16 protein-coding genes are annotated in these 19,382 nt (G+C 61.3%); 13 read left to right on the top strand and 3 right to left on the bottom strand.

What is annotated here, in order from left to right; translation table 11 throughout:
- Positions 1-16 precede the first annotated feature (16 nt).
- Positions 17-1,018 carry an NAD(P)H-quinone oxidoreductase gene (locus C41B8_RS08590; RefSeq protein ID WP_037336666.1) on the bottom strand — a complete coding sequence of 334 codons (1,002 nt, stop codon included), beginning with the start codon at positions 1,016-1,018 and terminating at the stop codon, positions 17-19.
- A gap of 376 nt (positions 1,019-1,394) precedes the next feature.
- On the opposite strand from C41B8_RS08590, the gene C41B8_RS08585 reads away from it, so the two are divergent.
- Both C41B8_RS08585 and C41B8_RS08580 read left to right on the top strand, forming a co-directional pair.
- The gene (locus C41B8_RS08585; protein WP_037336664.1) at positions 1,395-1,856 is read left to right on the top strand and encodes an RT0821/Lpp0805 family surface protein; all 462 of its coding nucleotides are present in this window, start codon (positions 1,395-1,397) and stop codon (positions 1,854-1,856) included.
- Between the two features lie 82 nt (positions 1,857-1,938).
- Complete coding sequence (locus C41B8_RS08580) at positions 1,939-2,376, top strand: acyl-CoA thioesterase (protein WP_037336662.1); 438 nt, start codon at positions 1,939-1,941, stop codon at positions 2,374-2,376.
- An 814-nt stretch (positions 2,377-3,190) separates the two neighbouring features.
- On the opposite strand, the gene C41B8_RS08575 is transcribed toward C41B8_RS08580, so the two are convergent.
- Entirely contained in the window at positions 3,191-4,258 is a 1,068-nt protein-coding gene (locus C41B8_RS08575; protein ID WP_037336660.1) for an SDR family oxidoreductase, read from the bottom strand.
- Positions 4,259-4,361: 103 nt separating this feature from the next.
- Between C41B8_RS08575 and C41B8_RS08570 the strand changes: the two genes are divergently transcribed.
- From C41B8_RS08570 to C41B8_RS08550, 5 genes are all read left to right on the top strand, one after another.
- Positions 4,362-5,315, top strand: coding sequence for a LysR family transcriptional regulator (locus C41B8_RS08570; protein WP_037336658.1), 954 nt, complete (start codon positions 4,362-4,364; stop codon positions 5,313-5,315).
- Positions 5,316-5,420: 105 nt separating this feature from the next.
- Positions 5,421-7,172 (top strand): CocE/NonD family hydrolase, encoded by a 1,752-nt coding sequence (locus C41B8_RS19570; protein WP_051883301.1) that lies wholly within the window; start codon positions 5,421-5,423, stop codon positions 7,170-7,172.
- 38 nt (positions 7,173-7,210) lie between these two features.
- The gene (locus C41B8_RS08560) at positions 7,211-7,993 is read left to right on the top strand and encodes a DUF1295 domain-containing protein (protein ID WP_037336656.1); all 783 of its coding nucleotides are present in this window, start codon (positions 7,211-7,213) and stop codon (positions 7,991-7,993) included.
- A 41-nt stretch (positions 7,994-8,034) separates the two neighbouring features.
- The gene (locus C41B8_RS08555) at positions 8,035-9,096 is read left to right on the top strand and encodes an SAM-dependent methyltransferase (RefSeq protein WP_037336654.1); all 1,062 of its coding nucleotides are present in this window, start codon (positions 8,035-8,037) and stop codon (positions 9,094-9,096) included.
- Positions 9,097-9,132: 36 nt separating this feature from the next.
- Entirely contained in the window at positions 9,133-9,960 is an 828-nt protein-coding gene (locus tag C41B8_RS08550) for a hypothetical protein (protein ID WP_037336652.1), read from the top strand.
- 70 nt (positions 9,961-10,030) lie between these two features.
- On the opposite strand, the gene C41B8_RS08545 is transcribed toward C41B8_RS08550, so the two are convergent.
- Positions 10,031-11,275, bottom strand: coding sequence for a pyridoxal phosphate-dependent aminotransferase (locus C41B8_RS08545; protein WP_037336650.1), 1,245 nt, complete (start codon positions 11,273-11,275; stop codon positions 10,031-10,033).
- Positions 11,276-11,462: 187 nt separating this feature from the next.
- Here C41B8_RS08545 and C41B8_RS08540 point away from each other — a divergent pair, with 187 nt between their 5' ends.
- From C41B8_RS08540 to C41B8_RS08520, 6 genes are all read left to right on the top strand, one after another.
- Positions 11,463-12,479, top strand: a complete 1,017-nt coding sequence (locus tag C41B8_RS08540) for a D-2-hydroxyacid dehydrogenase (RefSeq protein ID WP_051883300.1) — start codon at positions 11,463-11,465, stop codon at positions 12,477-12,479.
- A gap of 113 nt (positions 12,480-12,592) precedes the next feature.
- Positions 12,593-14,047 (top strand): NAD-dependent succinate-semialdehyde dehydrogenase, encoded by a 1,455-nt coding sequence (locus C41B8_RS08535; protein ID WP_037336648.1) that lies wholly within the window; start codon positions 12,593-12,595, stop codon positions 14,045-14,047.
- A 983-nt stretch (positions 14,048-15,030) separates the two neighbouring features.
- Positions 15,031-16,041, top strand: a complete 1,011-nt coding sequence (locus C41B8_RS08530) for a histone deacetylase family protein (protein WP_037336646.1) — start codon at positions 15,031-15,033, stop codon at positions 16,039-16,041.
- Between the two features lie 180 nt (positions 16,042-16,221).
- Entirely contained in the window at positions 16,222-17,658 is a 1,437-nt protein-coding gene (locus tag C41B8_RS20450) for a P-loop ATPase, Sll1717 family (protein ID WP_156962486.1), read from the top strand.
- A 94-nt stretch (positions 17,659-17,752) separates the two neighbouring features.
- Entirely contained in the window at positions 17,753-18,091 is a 339-nt protein-coding gene (locus C41B8_RS08525; protein ID WP_037336643.1) for a hypothetical protein, read from the top strand.
- 122 nt (positions 18,092-18,213) lie between these two features.
- The coding region (locus C41B8_RS08520) for an IS4 family transposase (protein WP_156962485.1) at positions 18,214-19,382 on the top strand (1,169 nt) is incomplete at its 3' end.

The following is a 19,382-nucleotide window of genomic DNA, read 5'->3' as shown; positions in this document are numbered from 1 at the left end:
GGCCGTCGCGGCCGCACTACTGACGTACGAGCACGATCTTGCCGAGATGGCTGCCCGACTCCATCGCGGCATGGGCTTCGTTGGCCTGTGCGAAATCCATGCTGCGATCCACCATCGGCCGTAGTCGTCCGGCTTCAAACAGTGGGCGCAGACGATCGTCGAACAACCGCGCCATCCCGATGCGCCGCTCCAGCGGGAGGCTGCGCATGGTCATCGCCACGAGCGACAGCCGCCGCATGAGCAGCGTGCCCATATTCAGCTCCGTCTTGGCGCCGCCCATGATCCCGATCTGGACTTGTCGCCCCTCGTCGCGCAGCGCGGCGAGATTGTCCTCGAGCGCGGACGCGCCGACGAAATCGAGTACCACATGCGCCCCGCCGGTCTGCTGGCGAACCCGTTCGGACACGCCGTTGTCGCCGTCGACAGCGCCCAGATCGAATGCCGGACCGAGACCGAGCGACTTGAAGCGCGCCGCCAGCTCGTCGAGTCGTTCCTGGGCACGGCTGGTGGCAATCGAACGGCTGCCCAGCGCCGCAATCAGCTGCAGCGCGGCCACGCCGACGCCCGACGTCGCGCCGCGAACCAGCGCCCACTGTCCCGGCGCCAGGCCGCCTTCGAGAAACAAGCCGCGATAGGCGGTCAGAAACGCCTCCGGCACCGCGGCCGCGTAGGCGTAGTCGTAATGTGCGGGCAACGACATGGTTTCGCGTTCGTGCACCACGATCTGCTCGGCATAGGCGCCGCCGCCGATCAGGCCCATGACGGCATCGCCGACCTTGCGCCCGGTGACGCGCTTGCCGACCGCTGCGATCTCGCCGGCGTACTCGAGCCCCGGTCGCTGGGGATCGAAGCCCGCGGGCGGCGGATACGCACCGTGGCGCTGCAGAATATCGGCCCGATTGATGCCGATGGCCCGAACATCGACGAGCACCTCGTCCGGCCCCGGTTTGGGCGCCTTGATGTCGTGCAGCACCAGCGTCCCTGAATCATCCTTATCGTCGATGAACCATGCGCGCATAGCGATATTGCCTCGAAGGAATCGGTGTTCGGCCCGGGGCACCGCCTAACATGCGTCGGCGTGCCGGCCGGCCTGGGAACAGCACGATACACATTGCACGCCACGCGGGCCATGCTTGCCGGCATCGAACAACATGCCCACCGCCCGTGAGCCGCGCATCGCCCCCGCCACTGATCCAGATCGCGGCGACGAACCTGGCTTGTCGAGCGGCCTGTCGCCAGACCAGCCGCTCGCAATACAACGGCTGCAACGCCTTTAAGACCAAGCCTAACCGCGGCTGAACGCGCGGGACGGGCGACACTCTTCTACTCGTAAACGATTGCGTTAAACTGCCAGTCGACATTTTTACAGAAGAAGCCCGCCCAGGGAGATTTCGATGTACAAGACTCTGAGCCTGTTCAGCGCCCTCGTTCTGGCCGTGTCGATGATCGGCGGCTGTGCCAACTGGAGCAACTCCGATACCGGTACCCTGCTCGGCGGCGCAGCCGGCGGTGCACTCGGTTCGCAGATCGGCAGCGGCACCGGTACGACCATTGCCACGGTTGTCGGCACGCTGGCGGGTGCGGCGCTGGGTAACAAGGTCGGTCAGCACTTCGATCAGAAAGATCGCCAGCACTTCGGCACCGCACTGGAATCCAACCAGACCGGCAAGACTTCGAGCTGGAGCGACCCGAACAGCAACGAAAGCTACTCGGTAACCCCGACCCGTACCTACAAGCAGGGCAACCAGCCGTGCCGCGACTTCACCATGAACGCGACCGTCGATGGCCAGCCCAAGAAGGTCACCGGTACGGCCTGCCGTCAGCCGAACGGCACCTGGAAGGTCGTGAACTCGTAATCGCGAGTTTCATCGACAGATGATCCGAAGGCCGGGCCACGCGCCCGGCTTTTTTATGCCCGCGGCCTGCCGAGATTCCGCCATGCCCGAACAATCGAACCGCCCCACGCGCGACGCCTATGCCTGGTTCTGCGACATGCCCACGCGCTGGATGGACAACGACGTCTACGGCCACGTGAACAACGTGACCTACTACTCGTATTTCGACACCGCCGCCAATCGCTATCTGATCGAAGCCGGCGGCCTGGATATTCACACCGACCCGGTCGTCGGTTTCGTCGTATCGTCCAACTGTCGCTACCACGAACCGATCGCGTTTCCCGACCCGCTCGAGGTCGGGCTGCGCGTCGACCGGCTCGGCAACCGCTCGGTGACCTACGGGCTGGCCATCTTCGTGGCCGGGGCTGAGACGGCCAGCGCCGACGGTGAATTCGTGCATGTATTCGTCGACCGAGCGAGCGGGCGCTCGACCGCCGTGCCCGACAAGCTGGCGCGAGCCCTGGGCAAGCTCTGTTGCTGACGCGCGCAGTAGAGCACCAGGGCGCAAACGAGACGAGCAAACGCCGTCTCATAAGACGGGACAAGCCAATCGCAGTGGCGAGTTGTCGAGAACGGAAACGGAAACGGAAACGGAAAAGGAGTATTGATTCAAACCACCGGGCGGTATCAAGGTTGGTTTCGCACTGATGTGCGAGCCACTTTTATTTGCTTGCCCAAATAAAAGTAGCCAAAACAAAAGGCACCCGCATCGGCGCCGGCTGCGCCGGTGCACTCCGATGCTCGCGTCTCCGTCGCCTCAGACGGGCTCGAATACAGACGCGAACGCCCAACCTTCGCGCACCGTGTCTGTATTCGGGTCCCCTTGAGCGCAGCGCCGAGCAGTGGAGGCCGCAAGAGGAAAAAGACAGCCGTGTGTCTGAGGGCTGCGCAGCAGCGCGAGTTTCGCGGCTGTCCCTCTTGCGGCCGGAGCCGCGCAGGGCACCGATGCGTAGCATCGGCGCAAGGTAGGGTGTCGTTTCCTTTGCTTCCTTTCGTTTGGACAAGCAAACGAAAGGGAGTCGCGCATCAGCGCGAAACCAAACTCCGTACGCCTCGTGGCTCGACCCCACACACGCTCCCGCGGACAGCCCCGCCCCAAAGCCAATGGCCATCACGAACCTGTCGTAGCGCCGGATAATCTAGTCCCAAGCGGCCAATACGAGCAAACCAGTCCAGCCACCGCCCCCAATGCCATAGACACGCTATTTCGCGCCGCGGCCGACATTCGGCGAATATAAAAAAAGCCGGGCAGGTTCACACCACCCGGCTCCTCGCTCAAAACACCGAATAACGCTTCAACGAATCGGCGGAATAATCCGCTCGGCCGCGAGCCGATCGAACAGGTCCAGGAACGACGCCCGCGTCTCGCGGTGTTCGTAGAACCCGAAGTCCCGGCACTTGTTCACGTCGTTGACGCATTCCTGCGTTCGGCCGAGATCGCCGTCGGTATGCCACCACGACGCCAGCTTCGTGACGTCCGGCTCGATCAAGTCGTGGCGCTCCGCGATCTCACGCCAAGTGTCCTCGATACCGGCCATTTGCTGTTCGAGCGGCTGCGGGGTTTCCGGGCAGTCCGCGACTTCAAGCCCGAAGTATTCGCCGATCTCGGTCCACATCCGGCGCCAGCGGAAGGTATCGCCGTTGACGGTATTGAACGCCTGGTTGGCCGCACCGGGCGCGAGCGCGGCCCATTCCATCTGGCGTGCCAGCAGCAGCGCGTCGGTCATGTCGGTGAGATAGTTCCACTGCTCGGTGGACCCCGGGAACGTAAAGGCGCGCCCGGTTTCGCGGCAGATCGTGGCGTAGACCGCCAGCGTCGTGCCCATGTTCATGATGTTGCCCGGCGCATAGCCGACCACCGTATGCGGGCGGTGCACGTTCCAGGCGATGTCATAGCGCTCGGCGACATCGCGCATGATGTCTTCGAGCGTGTAATAGAAATTCGGCCCCGGTACGCGTTCGGCCGACTCGCGAAACGGTGTTTCCACCTTGCCGCTGCCATAGGCCTCGAACGAGCCCAGATACTGCTTGGTCCCCGTGACCAGCGAGACGTGCGTCAGACGTTCCGGATCCAACGCCGCGAACAGATTGTTCATCATCGCGCCGTTGGCCTTCACGTTCTCGTCTTCCGAATCGCGCTGCGTCCACGTGCAGTAGAAAACGTGTGTGATCGGCAGGCCCTTCAGCGCTTCGGCGCTGGCTTGCTCATCGAGCAGATCGGCCGATACCGGCACCACGCCCGGCGTCTTCGAGGGCCGACGCGACAAACCGTAGACGGTCCAACCGCTGGCCACCAGATACTGGGCGAGGTTGCCGCCGGTAATGCCCGTGGCGCCGACGACGAGTGCGTTTCCCTTGCGCATAGTTCCTGTTTCCGGCGGCCATGCCGCCATGGTGGAAATGACAGGCCCCATTGTCGGGCTACCAACGCTTGCAACAAGCGCGCACATCGCAAATATTTATTGCATGAAACGCAATCTCGATCTCAATGCTCTGCGCACCTTCCGGCTGGTGGTCGACAGCGGCGGCTTCACGGCCGCGGCCCATCGCAGTCATCGCGCCGTGTCGTCGGTGTCGCGCCAGATCGCGGCGCTTGAACGCGGCCTCGGCCAGACGCTGTTCTATCGCCACACGCGCGCCGTCGAGTTGACCGAAGCCGGAGCCCGCTATCTCGAGGCGATCCGCCCGCTGCTGGATCAGCTCGATACGACCACCGAAACCGTCTTCGAGCAAGGCAACGAACCGTCGGGCGTGCTCACCATCAACGCGCCGGTGGCCTTTGGCGAACGACAGGTCGTGCCACTGGTCCACGGCTTTATCCGCCAATATCCGAAGCTCAAGACCGAGCTGCGCCTGACCGATCGCTTCGTCGACCCAGTACGCTCGGGCAGCGACATCACTTTTCGTGTGGGTCGGCTGGAGGATTCCAGCCTGATCGCGCGCCGGCTCGGGCCGATGCAGTACGTGCTCGCCGCGGCCCCGGCCTATCTCGCCGGGCGCCGTGAACCGACGCACCCCGAGCACCTGCTCGACCACGACTGCCTGCGCTACCAGGGCGATTACGGCCGCCAGCGCTGGTTCTGGCGCGAACGCACCGATACCGACTTCGAGCGGCTGGATATCGACGGCTCGCTCTACAGCGACGACGCCACGAGCCTGCGGGCGGCCGCACTGCTCGGTCAGGGGATCGTGCTGTTTCCGACCTGGCTGATCGATCGCGAACTGGCCAGCGGCGAACTGCGCCCGATCCTCACCGATTGGCAGTGGGAAGTCGCCCCGGAAGATCGCGCCATCCATCTGCTATACAGCGCGGCGCGACTACGGCCGCCCAAAATTCAGGCCTTCGTCGATCACGTGCTGCAAACCGTCGGCGATCCGCCCGTCTGGGATCGCTGGCGACCATCAGCCCAGCCTGGCTGACCCATAGACGCGGCGCGGCCCAGCGCCCGGTTCGGCCAAGCCCTCGTACGAAACCGCCACAGCCTCTAAGGTGGGTTCATCGCTCGCCCCGGAACAATCCGCATCGTGTCCCGATCCCGTCAGAACCCAAAACAGTCGCCTCTTCCCGCCCGCGATTACCACGCGACGGTCGTCAATCCCGATGATGGCATCGAGATCGCGATCACCGTCATGCAGCCGGCGCTCGCCGCCGGCGAGAGCGCGCCGCTGATTCTCCACGGGCACGGTTTCGGCGGTACGCGCCTGACGGATCGCGAGCAGCCTTCGGTTTATGAATCGTTGTCCGGTGGTCCGTTGCCGTCGAGCGAAGCGGCGCGGCGCGCCGCGAATGCCGGCTATTTCGTGATCAGCTTCGACCAGCGTGGTTTCGGCGAATCCGGCGGCCATGTCCACATCATGGACCCGGATATCGAGGGCGGCGATATTTCGGCGATTCTCGACTGGGCCGAACACGAGATGGCCCACGGCGAGCGGCTGGCACGGCGCGACGGCCGACTCGTCGCCGGAGCGCTGGGGCTGTCCTATGGCGGCGGCTTCCAGATGATCGGCGCGGCGGTCGACAGCCGCTTCGTCGCCATCGTGCCCACCGCCACCTGGCACGACCTGCGCTACAGCCTGGCGCCGAATAACGTGGTCAAGACCGCCTGGGGCAGCGGTCTGGTCGCCCTCGGCCTGCCCACATCGGGCATGGATCTCGATCCGATCATGTACCACGCCCTGCTCCAGGGGCTGGCTTCGCCTTTGACCGGTCGCGGCGTATCGAATCGTGTCGCCCAGCGGCTCTACGACCACAGCCCTGCCTCATTTTTCGATGCTGACGCCGCGCATGAGGCCGAGCACGTTGACCCACGCCCCGAGCGCGAGCCGCCGCAGGTCGACGCCCTGATTCTGCAGGGCGTGGGCGATACGCTGTTCAATCTCAACGAAGGGCTGGCGAGCGCCAATGCCCTGCGAGCTGCCGGCAACGACGTGTCTCTCGTTGTAATGCGCCACGGCCACAGCCTGCCGTTTCTTGAAGACATCGACCGCATCGCCTACCAGACCGATGCCCATCTGGCCTGGGGCGATCAGCGCGTCGAGACTGCGGCCTTCGAACTGGCCTGGCTGGACTGGAAGCTCAAGGGCGAAGCGCCGGCGACCGCTTTCCCCCACACATGGGTGATCCTCGACGACGACACCCAGCTCGCCATGGAAGAACTGCCCGTCGCCCGCGAGCGCACGCTCGCCTTCGAAGGACGGGCGGCGACGGGCGGGCTCGACCTGCTCAAGGGCGTGCTCCGCGAGGACACGCTCGGCGGGCTCTGGCATCTGGTCGCCGCAACCACGAGCAAAGCCACCGATCTGGTCAAGCGCTGGCTGGACGGCGACAACGACCGCGACAAGCACGACACGGCCCTGCTCGCCCGGCTCGTCAACGCCCTACCGGCTGATCGCGTCGACGAACTGGCCAGCGGCGGCGTGTTTCTGCCGCTCAAAACCATCACCGGTGACGACCACGCCCTGATCGGCATCCCGACCGTGGATATCGACATCACCGGCGGCGGCCCGTCGCCGGTGGCGTTCGTCGGCATCGGCATCCAGCGACCTGGGGTATCGACCACCCTGCTCGTCAACAAGCAGGTGCGGCCGATTCGGGGCGCCGGCCAACGCACGATCGAACTCAACGGCATCGCCACGCGTGTCTACGACGGCGACACGGTCGGGCTGCTGGTCTACGGTTATCACCCGCAATATCTCGCCAGTTTCTCTGCCATCCCGGGCCATATCGATGTGGCCGGCCAGCTCGGCCTGCCGTGGGTGGACCTGAGCGCCTGTTAAGCTGAACACCTGTTCTTGTTCTGACAACGGCATGCGCCATGGCGGCTCTTTCGGTATTCGGCATCGCGCTGCTCACCGCAGTTGTATTGCTCACCATTGTCTGGGCGATCCAGCTGTTCACCCGCAATGCAGGCCTCGTGGATGTGGTCTGGTCGGCCTCCATCGGGATCATCGCGCTGGAATATGCGCTCGCGGGCTCGGCGCCGGTGGCAGGCCGCCTACTGATGGCGGTACTGGCGATCGCCTGGTCGTTCCGTCTGGCCAGTTATCTCGCGGTACGCATGAAGGGCCAGCCCGAGGACTCACGTTATACCGCGGCCCGCGACGCCTGGGGCGACAAGGCCGATCTGTACATGTTCGGGTTCTTCATCCTGCAGGCGGTCATTGCCGCCGTGCTGTCGATCCCGCTGCTGGTGATCGCCTATATGGACAACGCCCCGTCGTTCGTGACGGCCGCGCTGGCGGTTATCGTGTGGTTTATCTCGGTGGTTGGCGAAGGCACGGCCGATGCGCAGCTCAAGGCGTTCAAGGACAAGCCCGAAAACAAGGGCAAGGTCTGTCGCGAGGGTCTGTGGTATTACTCGCGCCACCCCAATTATTTCTTCGAATCGCTGCATTGGGCGACGTATGTCGTGCTGGCGATCGGCGCCGGCTGGTGGTGGTTTGCCACGTGGATCGGGCCCGTCCTGATGGCGACGCTATTGCTCAAGATCTCCGGCATCCCGACCGTCGAGGGCAAGGATGCATCCAAAAAACGCGAAGGCCACGATGAATACGTACGCACCACGAACGCGTTCATCCCCTGGCCGCCGAAGAAATAGCCATCGTCCACCCATACGCATCGCGATAAGGAGCCGAGCGATTGGATAGTCTGCCCATCGAAGCCTGCGAACGCGGGCTCGTCCCGGATTTCATCGCCCGCGCCGGCATGCGCCGGCTGATCGGCCAGCGCCTGGCCACGCCGGAAGCCAAAAACGCCGACAAGCGCAACGAGGCCATGCGGGCGTTTCTCGAGCGCGCGAACTCGGGCCCGATCGCGCAGCACACCGCCGACGCCAACGCCCAGCACTACGAGCTGCCGCCGGCGTTCTTCGAGCAGGTGCTCGGCGCGCATCTGAAATACAGCGGCTGCCTGTTCGAATCCGGCATCGACGATCTGGATACCGCCGAACACGCCATGCTGGCGCTCACCGCAGACCGGGCGCGTATTCGCGACGGCCAGCGGATTCTCGATCTCGGCTGCGGCTGGGGCTCGTTCTCGCTCTGGGCCGCGCGGCGTTTCCCGCATGCGCAGGTTCGTGCCGTGTCCAACTCGTCCACGCAGCGCGAATGGATCGAAGCACGCGCTGCCGAACGCGAGCTCGACAACCTCACCGTGGAAACCTGCGACATCAATCGCTTCGACCCGGGCGAGAAACAGTTCGACCGCATCGTCTCGATCGAGATGTTCGAGCACATGCGCAACTACCGCGAGTTATTCTCGCGCTGTGCCCGCTGGCTGGACGACCACGGCCGTCTGTTCGTGCACGTGTTCGCGCACAAACATCTGGCCTATCGCTTCACCAACGATTCGGCCAACGACTGGATGGCGCGGTATTTCTTCACCGGCGGCGTCATGCCCAGCCAGAGCCTGTTCGCGCATTTCCAGCGCGACCTGCTGCTACGCGACAGCTGGTGGGTTTCCGGCACGCATTACCGCGACACCGCCAATGCCTGGCTCGCCCGCATGGACGACAAGCGCGATGCGGTGATGGCCGTGATGCGCGAAACCTACGGCGAAGCTGACGCCGAGCGCTGGTTCAACCGCTGGCGCATGTTCTTCATGGCGGTCGCCGAGCTGTTCGGTTATGGCGGCGGCAACGAATGGGGGGTCGGTCATTATCTGTTCACGCCGCGTCGGGCGCTGGACGATGTGCGTACCTGAGGTATGACGCCCCGATAAATAAACGAGGAAACCGCTATGCGCCGACCGCAGTGCCTTAAGATTTCACCCGCCATCCTGGTCGGCGCACTGGCCTGGCTCCTCACCGCCCCGGCGTTTGCGCAACCCGATACGCCCCAAGTCAACGACAACGGGCTGACCTGCTTCAACGGCTATGGCTACACGCTCAAGGGCGGCGACTATCGCTATACCGAGCACCACGAGGTCAAACGCGTCCACGGCCACATCACCACCTGGAACGTCACCTACATCGGCACACACGGCCAGGTACTGGCGAGAAAACATATGGATTTCTCGGCCAATCCAACCGTGCCGGTCTACCGCATGACCATGCCGAACTCCGGCTATGAGGAAGGCATCCGGCACGACGACGGTCGATGGACGATGTTCAAACGCGAGTCGGCCAACGCCAGGGTTCAGACCAAATCGTTCACCATCGATGACCCGATGGCCGCCGATTCCGGCTTCAACCCGCTGGTACAGCAACACTTCGACGAGCTCAATGGCGGCCAGACGATCGCCTTCAAGTTCGTGGCGGCCGGGCGCCAGTCCGTCATCGATCTCAAGGCCTACAAGACTGGCGATACCACTTTCGAGGGCAAGCCGGCAGTGAACTTCAAGGCCGAGCTGGACATGTTTCTAATCAGCCACTTCGTGCCCTCGCTCAAGCTCACCTACGATCCGAAGACCGAACGCCTGCTGGAATACCGCGGCATCGGCAACATGCATAACGATCAGGGCAAGGTGTACCCGGTACGGGTGAGCTACTACAGCCACATGCCGGCCGTGGCCAAGGCACACGATGCGCCCGCCGCGGCGTGCGGCTCGGTGGCGGATCGGTCCTGATGCCCGAGCGGCCGGGCACAAAAAAGCCGCCCGACGTCGATCGGGCGGCTTCTGACCGAATCGGGATGGATCAACCGTAGCGGGCGAACTCCGGCTGGCGTTCCAGCCAGGGCTGCATGCGAGCGAACGCCTCCTCGATCTTGTCCATCGAGGTCGAGTAAGAGATGCGCAGCAGGTTCGACGACCCTTCGCCGAAGGCATCGCCCGGAATCACGCAGACGCCGGTTTCTTCCAGCATGCGCATGGCCAGCTTGCCGGCATCCACGCCGGCCGGCAGCGACGGCGCAATATAGAATGCGCCCTGCGGCCAGTAGCCGGTCAGCCCCGGGGTGTCGCCCACCAGATCGACTACGCGATCGCGACGCCGCGCGTATTCGGTGACCATCTCGGTGATACACGACTGATCGCCGTAAAGCGCGGCGACCCCCGCCCACTGCGCCGGCGTGCTCGCCACCGTGGTGGTGAACATGTGATAGCGGCGCAGCGTGCGGATGGTGTTCTGGTCGGCCACGATCCAGCCCACGCGCAGGCCCGGCATGGCATAGGTCTTCGAGAAACTCGAGACCACGGCCACGCCGTCGAGATCGGTCGCGCAGGACAGCACGCTCGGGTAGTCGATATCGTCGAGGATCAGGTTGTCATAAACCTCGTCCGACAGGATCTCGACGCCGCGATACGCCGCTTCCTGGCACAGCCATTCGATGGTTTCGCGCGGATAGACCGTGCCCGTCGGGTTCGACGGCGAATTGAGAATAATCGCGTGCGTGTTCGGCCCGATCATGTCGATGATCCGCTCGGGATCGATCTGATGGCCTTCGCTCGCCTTGGTGGGCACCGTGCGCACCTGGCCGCCGTTCATGCGGATCAGCGGCGCGTACAGCAGGAACGTCGGGTCGGCGATGATGAACTCACGCCCCGGCGCCGCCATGGCGGTAATCATCAGGTAGATGCCTTCCGTCGCACCGGTGGTGATGAGGAAGTTGTCCTCGTCCAGCGTGCTGCGGTACTTGGCGTTGTAATACTCCTTCAACGCCGTGAGCAGCTCCGGCAGCCCCGCATCCATCGTGTAGCCGGTCTGGCCGTTCTGCAGCGCGTGGATATGCGCATCGATAATGTGTTTCGGCGTCGGAAAATCCGGCTGGCCGATCGACAGATGCACCACGTCGTCCAGCTCGGCGGCCCGATTGACCATGCGGCGAATGCCCGAAACCGGGATCGCGTGCATGGCTGGATTCCAGACCATCCGATCGCGGACATAACGCTTGTCGGGTTCCGGCGGCAGGACCTGCTCGCTGGATTCCAGATTCACGGCCATGACAACCTCTTGGTGGCGACGACTAGGGAGATTCCCGGGGGATATCGATTCGAGCGTAGGCACCCCCACAGCCCCGGTCAAGCGGTGTTTTCGCCGCGCACGGCAAACCGTGTTGACGCCTAGTCTGGGGGCTGGGTAACGTGGCTCGACTATTCACCGAATCCGCGTCATTCGCGGCGATGACAACATGGCAGATAACGGGGCCGAATCGAGCCGCGGCGTGCACGATGCTGCCGCCCTGCGCATCACGGTACTCAGCGATGCGCCCGACGGCCCGCCCGGGATCGATCGCCTGCGCGAACACGCCGAGGTGGTTCTCGCCCACGACGAGGCCAGCCTGCGCCGCGCCCTGCCCGGCAGCCGCATTCTGGTGGTCACCGATTTTCGCACCGACGCGCTGGAGGCGGCCTGGGAGGCCGCCGATAGCCTGGAGTGGATTCACGCCACCAGCGCCGGCGTCGACCAGCTCATGTTCGATGCCCTGATCGAGTCCGATATTCCGGTTACCAACGCCCAGGGCATTTTCGACCGCAACATCGCCGAATACGTGCTCGCGCAGATTCTGATGTTCGCCAAGGACAGCGCAAACAACCTGCGCTACCAGCAACAGCACCGTTGGCAACACCGCGATACCGAAACCATCGAGAACAAGCGTGTGCTGGTGGTCGGGGCCGGCTCCATCGGCCACAGCATCGGCCGCTTGTGCCGGGCCGCGGGCATGCAGGTGTCGGGCGTGGCACGCCGGGCCAAGGCGCCCAACGACGTGTTCGACGCCATTCATGCCCAGGACGACCTTGACAGCCTGCTGCCCGAGGCCGACTACGTGGTCGTCGCCGCGCCGCTGACCGAATCCACCGAAGGCCTGTTCGATGCCCCGCGCTTTGCCGCCATGGCGAAACACGCGCGCTTTATCAACATCGGCCGCGGCGCGATCGTCGTCACCGAAGACCTCGTGGCCGCGCTGGCCGCCGACGAAATCGCCGGCGCCGCGCTCGACGTGTTCGAGACCGAACCGCTGCCCGCCGACCACCCGCTGTGGGATTTCGACAACGTGCTGATCTCGGCGCATATGGCCGGCGATTTCATCGGTTGGCGCGAAGCCCTGATGGAGCAGTTCCTCGATAATCTGGCGCGCTGGCGGGCCGGCGAGTCGCTATTTAATGAGGTCAGCAAGCGCCACGGTTACGCGCCCGGCAACGGCTGATACACGCGATTCGCCGATCGCGATTGAAAACGGGCCGTGCGTCCCCGATCATCCACGCACGAATGCACACCGGTGGCCTGATCGTCGACCCCGGATCAAACAAAGGACCGCATATGATCGAATCGTATCTGCTTAAGCATCTCGCGGGTTACATCGATGGCCAGTGGGTCGAAGCCGATTCGGGCGAGACCGCCGAAGTCTTCAACCCGGCCAACAGCAAACAGCTGGCCGCCATCCCCTACATGAAAGCCGCAGAAACCAAGCGCGCGATCGCGGCGGCCAAGGCGGCCCTGCCGCACGTGCCGGACGTGGCCACCCGCCGCGAATGGCTCGAGGACATGCGCGACGCCCTGCTGGACGAAAAAGAAGAGATCGGCCGCATCCTGTGCCTGGAGCACGGCAAGCCGTGGAAGGAAGCCCAGGGCGAAGTCGAGTACGCCGCCAGCTTCTTCGACTACCACGCCGGCATGATGGAAGAAGCCCTGGCGCCGGAAGTTCTGCCGCAGAAAGCCAAGGACTGCACCTGGACCGTCCACAAGCGCTCGATCGGCGTGGCCGGCCTGATCACGCCCTGGAACTTCCCCATTGGCATGATCGCCAAGAAGATCGCCCCGGCGATCGCCGCCGGCTGCCCGACCGTGACCAAGCCGGCCACCGAAACGCCGCTGACCATGATCGCCATGTTCCAGCTCATGCACGAGCGTCTGGACCTGCCCAAGGGCATGGTCAACCTCGTCATGGGCAGCTCCAAGGACATCGGCGGCGAACTGATGAGCTCGCCGGACGTCCCGATGATCTCCTTCACCGGTTCCACCGGCGTCGGGCAGCTGCTGATCGAACAGTCCAAGGACTGGGTCAAGAAGCTGGGCCTCGAACTCGGCGGCAACGCCCCGTTCATCGTGCTCGACGATGCCGATCTGGACTCGGCGGCCGATCACCTCATCGCCAACAAGTTCCGCGGCGGCGGCCAGACCTGTGTCTGCGCCAACCGCATCTACGTGCAGTCGTCCGTGTACGACGAGTTCTCCAAGAAAGTCATCGACCGCGTCAAGGCGCTCAAGGTCGGCGACGGCATGGACGAAGACGTGAACGTCGGCCCGCTGATCAACGCTGCCGGCTTCGACAAGGTCAAGGACCACGTCCAGGACGCCCTGTCCAAGGGCGCCAAGCTCGAAGTCGGCAAGCACCCGGACGAGCTGGACTCCGACAAGAGCCTGTTCTACTCGCCGACGGTGATCACCGACGTCACGCACGACATGAAGTGCTGCACCGACGAAACCTTCGGCCCGCTGGTGCCGCTCATCAAGTTCGACACCGACGAAGAAGCCCTCAAGCTCGGCAACCAGACCGAGTTCGGCCTGGCGTCGTATGTGTTCGGCAAGGACGAGGCGCGCGCCCACAAGATCATCGCCAACCTGCACTTCGGCCACTGCGGCTTCAACACCGGCACCGGCCCGGCGGCGCATGCGCCGTTCGGCGGCATGCTGCAGTCGGGCGTTGGTCGTGAAGGCGGTCACGATGGTCTGATGGAGTACATCGAGCTGCAGACGGTGCCCAGCGCCGACTGATCGGCTTCGACGCTTTACGCGTTCGAGCGTATTGAGAGGCGGCCTTCGGGCCGCCTTTTTTTGTTGTTCGGGGTTGCCGTGGTTTGGTTTTAAACAATCTTGGAGAGACGTCCGGCCGGCGGGCGTTTCCAGTCATCGCGGGGAAACGAACTCAATCGAATGCATCTGGCTTGGGGTTTCGCACTGATGTGCGAGCCACTTTTATTTGCTTGCCCAAATAAAAGTAGCCAAAACAAAAGGCACCCGCATCGGCGCCGGCTTTGCCGGTCCACTCCGATGCTCGCGTCAACGGGATGCGGCAAAAACTCGGACGGCTTTGGCCGTCCTCAGACATCTTGCCGCACCGGCGCCGTGCGCCGGACACCCGTCGCCGCTGTGCGTCTCCGTCGCCTCAGACGGGGCGTAATACAAACCCATCTCTCAGACATTGCGAGTACACCGATGTGTCGCGGGCCGTGTCTGTATTCGGGTTCCCTTGAGCGCAGCGCCGAGCAGTGGAGGCTGCAAGAGGAAAAAGACAGCCGTGTATTTGAGTGCCGCGCAGCGGCGCGAGTTTCGCGGCTGTCCCTCTTGCGGCCGGAGCCGCGCAGGACACCGATGCGTAGCATCGGCGCAAGGTAGGGTGTCCTTTCCTTTGGTTACTTTCGTTTGGACAAGCAAACGAAAGTGACTCGCGCAGCAGCGCGAAACCAAACTCTCCCCACCCCGTGGCCCGAACCAAAAACCGCCCTACCGTACGGCCCCACCCGTAACCGAGCCGGCAACACAGCACACCAACAGCGCGAACCCAAATCCCAAGAACGCCGTCAAGACAACACCCCAACCGCCAAAACGACCACGCCCCAACGTTTAGCCACGCAATCAAACCTCGGCCCCAACGCCCCCATTGCAGCCCCAAACACCCAAAGCGTATGTTGCCTACACGCGTTTTATTCAGCGGCCAGGCAAGGCCGCCAAATCCACCTCGGCAACGGAAAAGCCCTGTGAAAGCCTACTTCGACGAAACCCAGAACCAGCACCACCCCAAGAGCTACCTCACCCGCGGCGCCATGCGCTCGCCGCAGGAAGTGCCGGCGCGTATTCCGCCCCTGCTGGCCGCGCTGAAAGGCCTGGGCGTCGAGCTCGATACGCCGCGCGACCACGGCATGAACCCCATCTCGGCCGTGCACGACATGGGCTACCTCCGCTATCTCGAGTCCGCCCACCGCCGCTGGCCGGAAGACTGGGGCGAGGAAGTGATGTCCAACATCTACGTCCGCGAAGGCAACCCGATGAAGGGCATCCTCGCCGAAACGGCCTTCTATATCGCCGACGGCAGCTCGCCCATCGGACCCAACACCTGGAAAGCCGCCTACACCAGCGCCCAGGCCGCCCTATCCGCCGCTGACGATATCGCTGGCGGCCAGAGAGCCGCCTACGCCGTCTGCCGCCCGCCGGGCCACCACGCCCGCCCCGACGCCGCCGGCGGCTTCTGCTTCCTCAACAACGCTGCCATCGCCGCCAACTACCTGCGCGACACCTACGACAAGGTCGCCGTGCTTGATCCCGACATGCACCACGGCCAAGGCGTGCAGGAAATCTTCTGGGAACGCGACGACGTGCTCTACGTCTCCATTCACGGCGACCCCACCAACTTCTACCCCGTCGTCAGCGGGTATGAAGACGAACGCGGCGCCGGCCGCGGCTACGGCTTCAACCTCAACCTGCCCATGCCGCACGGCTCCAGCGAGAGCTTCTTCTTCGAAAAATTCGACGAAGCCCTCACCGCCATCCGCTTGTTCGAGGCCGACGTCATCGTCGTGGCCCTGGGCTTCGATACCTACTACGAAGACCCGCAAGCCAAAGTGTCCGTCACCTCCGAAGGCTTTCAAAGGATGGGCAAGCTACTGGCCCAAACCGGCAAGCCGATCTGCGTGATTCAAGAAGGTGGGTACGACGTCGATCATCTGGAGATCAACGCGACGAATTTCTTCGAAGGATTGCTCAAGGACTGAGCTTGCCTCACTACGCGTCGGCGATTCGCCGGCGCGTTAGGTCGACATGTTCACGGGTTCCGAAACGTCAAAACAACGCCTTACGCGCCACGTCTATAGGCAATTTGTGATTTCAAACTGAGTGTTATACCTACAAACGCCGTCGAATTGGCGTTACAAATAATAAGGATCTTGGAGATAATGAGTTTTCTAGGCATAAATTTCGAATATACAGATGCCCAAGAAGAACGGATCCATGCGCCTGAGTTGGTGAATTCGGCCTACGTAGATATAAACAAAATTACTGAAGAAATATTTAAGCCGAACAAGTACCTAGTTTATGGCCCAAAGGGAGCCGGAAAGTCTGCTTTGGCATCAAAGCTAAAATCCATGTCAGAAACTCGATGGGATTTTTTTTGCGAAATAGATGATTTAGAGGAATTCGAGTTTAACCTTTTGAAAAAAACATCAGGTGTGTCTGGTGAAAAAATTGGAGGAAGCGTTACGGTATGGAAGCTGCTTCTTTATATAAGGATATTATCGCTGTACCAAGAAAATAGCTTTTTGACGGATTCTGGCAGCATTGCAAATGCTCTGTTTGATGACTTAAAAAAATACGGCTTTCTTTCATCCAATAGTCTGATTCAAATAGTTCAAGAAACCTCAAGAAAAGGTCTTTACTCGAAGTTTTCATCCACGCTTGCTTCCCTTCAAGGTCGGCTTGATAAAACATCTAAGTCGAAGGTAAAAGATCCTGCTGAACTTGTAGAAGCGATTGAGCTGTCTCTTAAGGAGTTGCCGAAGATAAATTCAAAGCACTTCTTAGTGATAGACGGTCTAGATTATCTGCTCCGAAACGGAAGAAATTATGCAGGTTATTTGGCAGACCTAATCGCTGCCATTCGACAGGTAAATAACTATTTTTCTCAGCTCAGCAACGAAAGTAAAATTATAATTCTATTTCGTGATGAGGTTTTAGAACTAGTCCCTGATCCTAATCTGACTAAAAGGTCCACGGATAACGGCATATCTTTAGATTGGTACGATAAAGAAGGAAAACCATTTGAAAGCTTTCTTCTCAAAGTGATTGAAAATAGAGCGCATTTGGCAGGGTTTAATAAAGATATAAAGTACCTATGGAAGGAGTGGTTCCCAGAAAAGGTGGCAGGAAAAGAAAGTATACTATTCGTTCTAGACAGCACGCGTTATTTGCCTAGAGATTTAATCAGCTTTTTTAGAGCGATGCAGTCCCTAGGAAAAGAGCCCCCTTTTAATAGCCAGGACATATTTTCTGCTCTCAACTCATATTCTGAATGGTTCGCATCGGAGCTGAGCGATGCTTTAGTTGGGCTAGTAGAAGAAGATGTGCGAGATTCTATTGAAGGAATCCTGTCAGAAATTGGGCCACGATTCGATACGGCAACGTTCAAAGAGAGTCTAGATGAATACGGCCTGGACCAAGAACATGCAGAAAAAATACTTCATACTCTATTTAATACATCATGGATAGGTAATGTATGGAAGAAATTCGATAGTCCACGATATGCTTGGAAACATCGTCGAAAAAAAGCGGTGTTTTCGCCCCGGAAGACCGCTGTGGTGCACAACGGCTTGCTAAAAGCCCTTAATCTGAGGTGATGATTGGTAACAAGTGAATGAAGCCGACCGTTTTGCGCTAGCGCTCCAAACGGCGGCTTATTCAAGACGTTGTTAGATTCAAGGAAAGGAAGTTGTGAGCACTCTTAAAATTCATGTTTTCAAAGACAGCTTCCGTCCCGTCATTAAACTCTTGGACGAAAACGGTCTTTCTTGGTCAATGAGAGAGCAACGTTCGTGCGTGGTCATGGGTGCGCCCGGCATTATTGAAGTTGTTCTCAATGCCAGCATGTGGGTCTCCATGGCCAGTGTTTTAATAACGTTTATTAAAGCGAAACATGGACGTAAGGTGATTATCACAACAAAGGATAAAAAGGTCATCCATGCCGAGGGGCTGACGGCAAAAGAACTCGAAAAGGTTCTGGAAAAAGCCGATTCGGTGGCGGCTATAGACCCTGACAAATCTAACCAGTAGTTGCAGTTCGTTCCGGCCCTGACGGGCCTCTACTTTTAGGGACAGACCCTGAGGGTTCCCCACAATTATCTATTCTATAGTAGTAACTTAGCGGTTTTCTGAGGCTGGTCAGAAGAGCGTGCATGACGGATAGTGCCCTTCGTATCGACCAAAATGCGAAGGCCCCCATGCACGCCAGTGCAGTATTGCAGACGTGGCTCGCGTCTGTCTTTTCCGGTTTGGATCAGCGTAATGTCCAAACCACATCCGAAGCCGTCTGCGCCTGTCTGAACGGTCAACGCCTGACGCTGATGACCCTGGCGCGCCACTCGCCGGATTCTCGCCAGATCGCGGCACCGCTCAAGCGGTTGGATCGATGGCTCAGCAATCGTTCGATGCAAGCGCATCGTCGGCCGATCTATCGGGCCAGTGCCGCGTGCCTGGTCTCTCAAGATCGCCCGGTCGTCATCGTCGATTGGAGCGAGTTGCCACGGGATGGCCAATGGCAGTTATTGCGGGCATCGATACCGCGGCAAGGACGGGCCTTGACGCTGTATGACGAAGTCCATCCGCAACGCCATCTCAATAGCCGGGCGGTACACGATCGATTTCTCCAACGTTTGCAGGCGATATTACCGGCCTCGTGCCGCCCGATCGTGCTCACGGATGCCGGATTCCATACGCCGTGGTTCCGATCGGTCGAAGCCCTCGGTTGGGATTGGATCGGACGTCTTCGCGGTCGCGTGATGATTCGTGATGGTCGATGGTATGCGGCGTGGCGTCCGGTATCCGCGTATTACGACAATGCACCAGCCAAACCCGAGTCGCTGGGCATCTGCGACATCACACGAAGTCGCCCGACCTCGTGCTATTTGGTGCGTACGCGGCGCCAGCCCCGGGGACGTCACCAGACCCGTCGCGACCGACAAAGAGCGGGCGGTGGCAAAGCTGAAAAGATGGCCCGGCGCTACCGTGAACCCTGGGTTCTTGCGGCGTCGTGCGGACTGGCCGATGAGAGGGCGAGCGAAATCGCACGGCTCTACGGCTTACGCATACAGATCGAGACCGCGTTTCGCGACCTCAAGTCCCATCAATACGGCAGCGCGTTCGAAGATACACAAACCCGTGTCGGGGCGCGGCTCGAGATGCTATTGCTGATCCATATGCTGGCCACACTCGTGGCCTGGCTGGCGGCTTTGGCCACACGATCCGAGCACGAGACCCGCTTTCGGATATCGCTTCCGCAATTCCGGGGTCTATCTTCGGATTCTGCAGGCAGCCGAGGGTGTAGAAATCGGCTAGACTCGATCCC

This window comes from Salinisphaera hydrothermalis C41B8, assembly GCF_000732535.1.
GTDB classification, from domain to species: domain Bacteria; phylum Pseudomonadota; class Gammaproteobacteria; order Nevskiales; family Salinisphaeraceae; genus Salinisphaera; species Salinisphaera hydrothermalis.
Note: the sequence above shows the minus strand (reverse complement) of the source record. Positions and strands in the feature narration are given on the sequence as shown.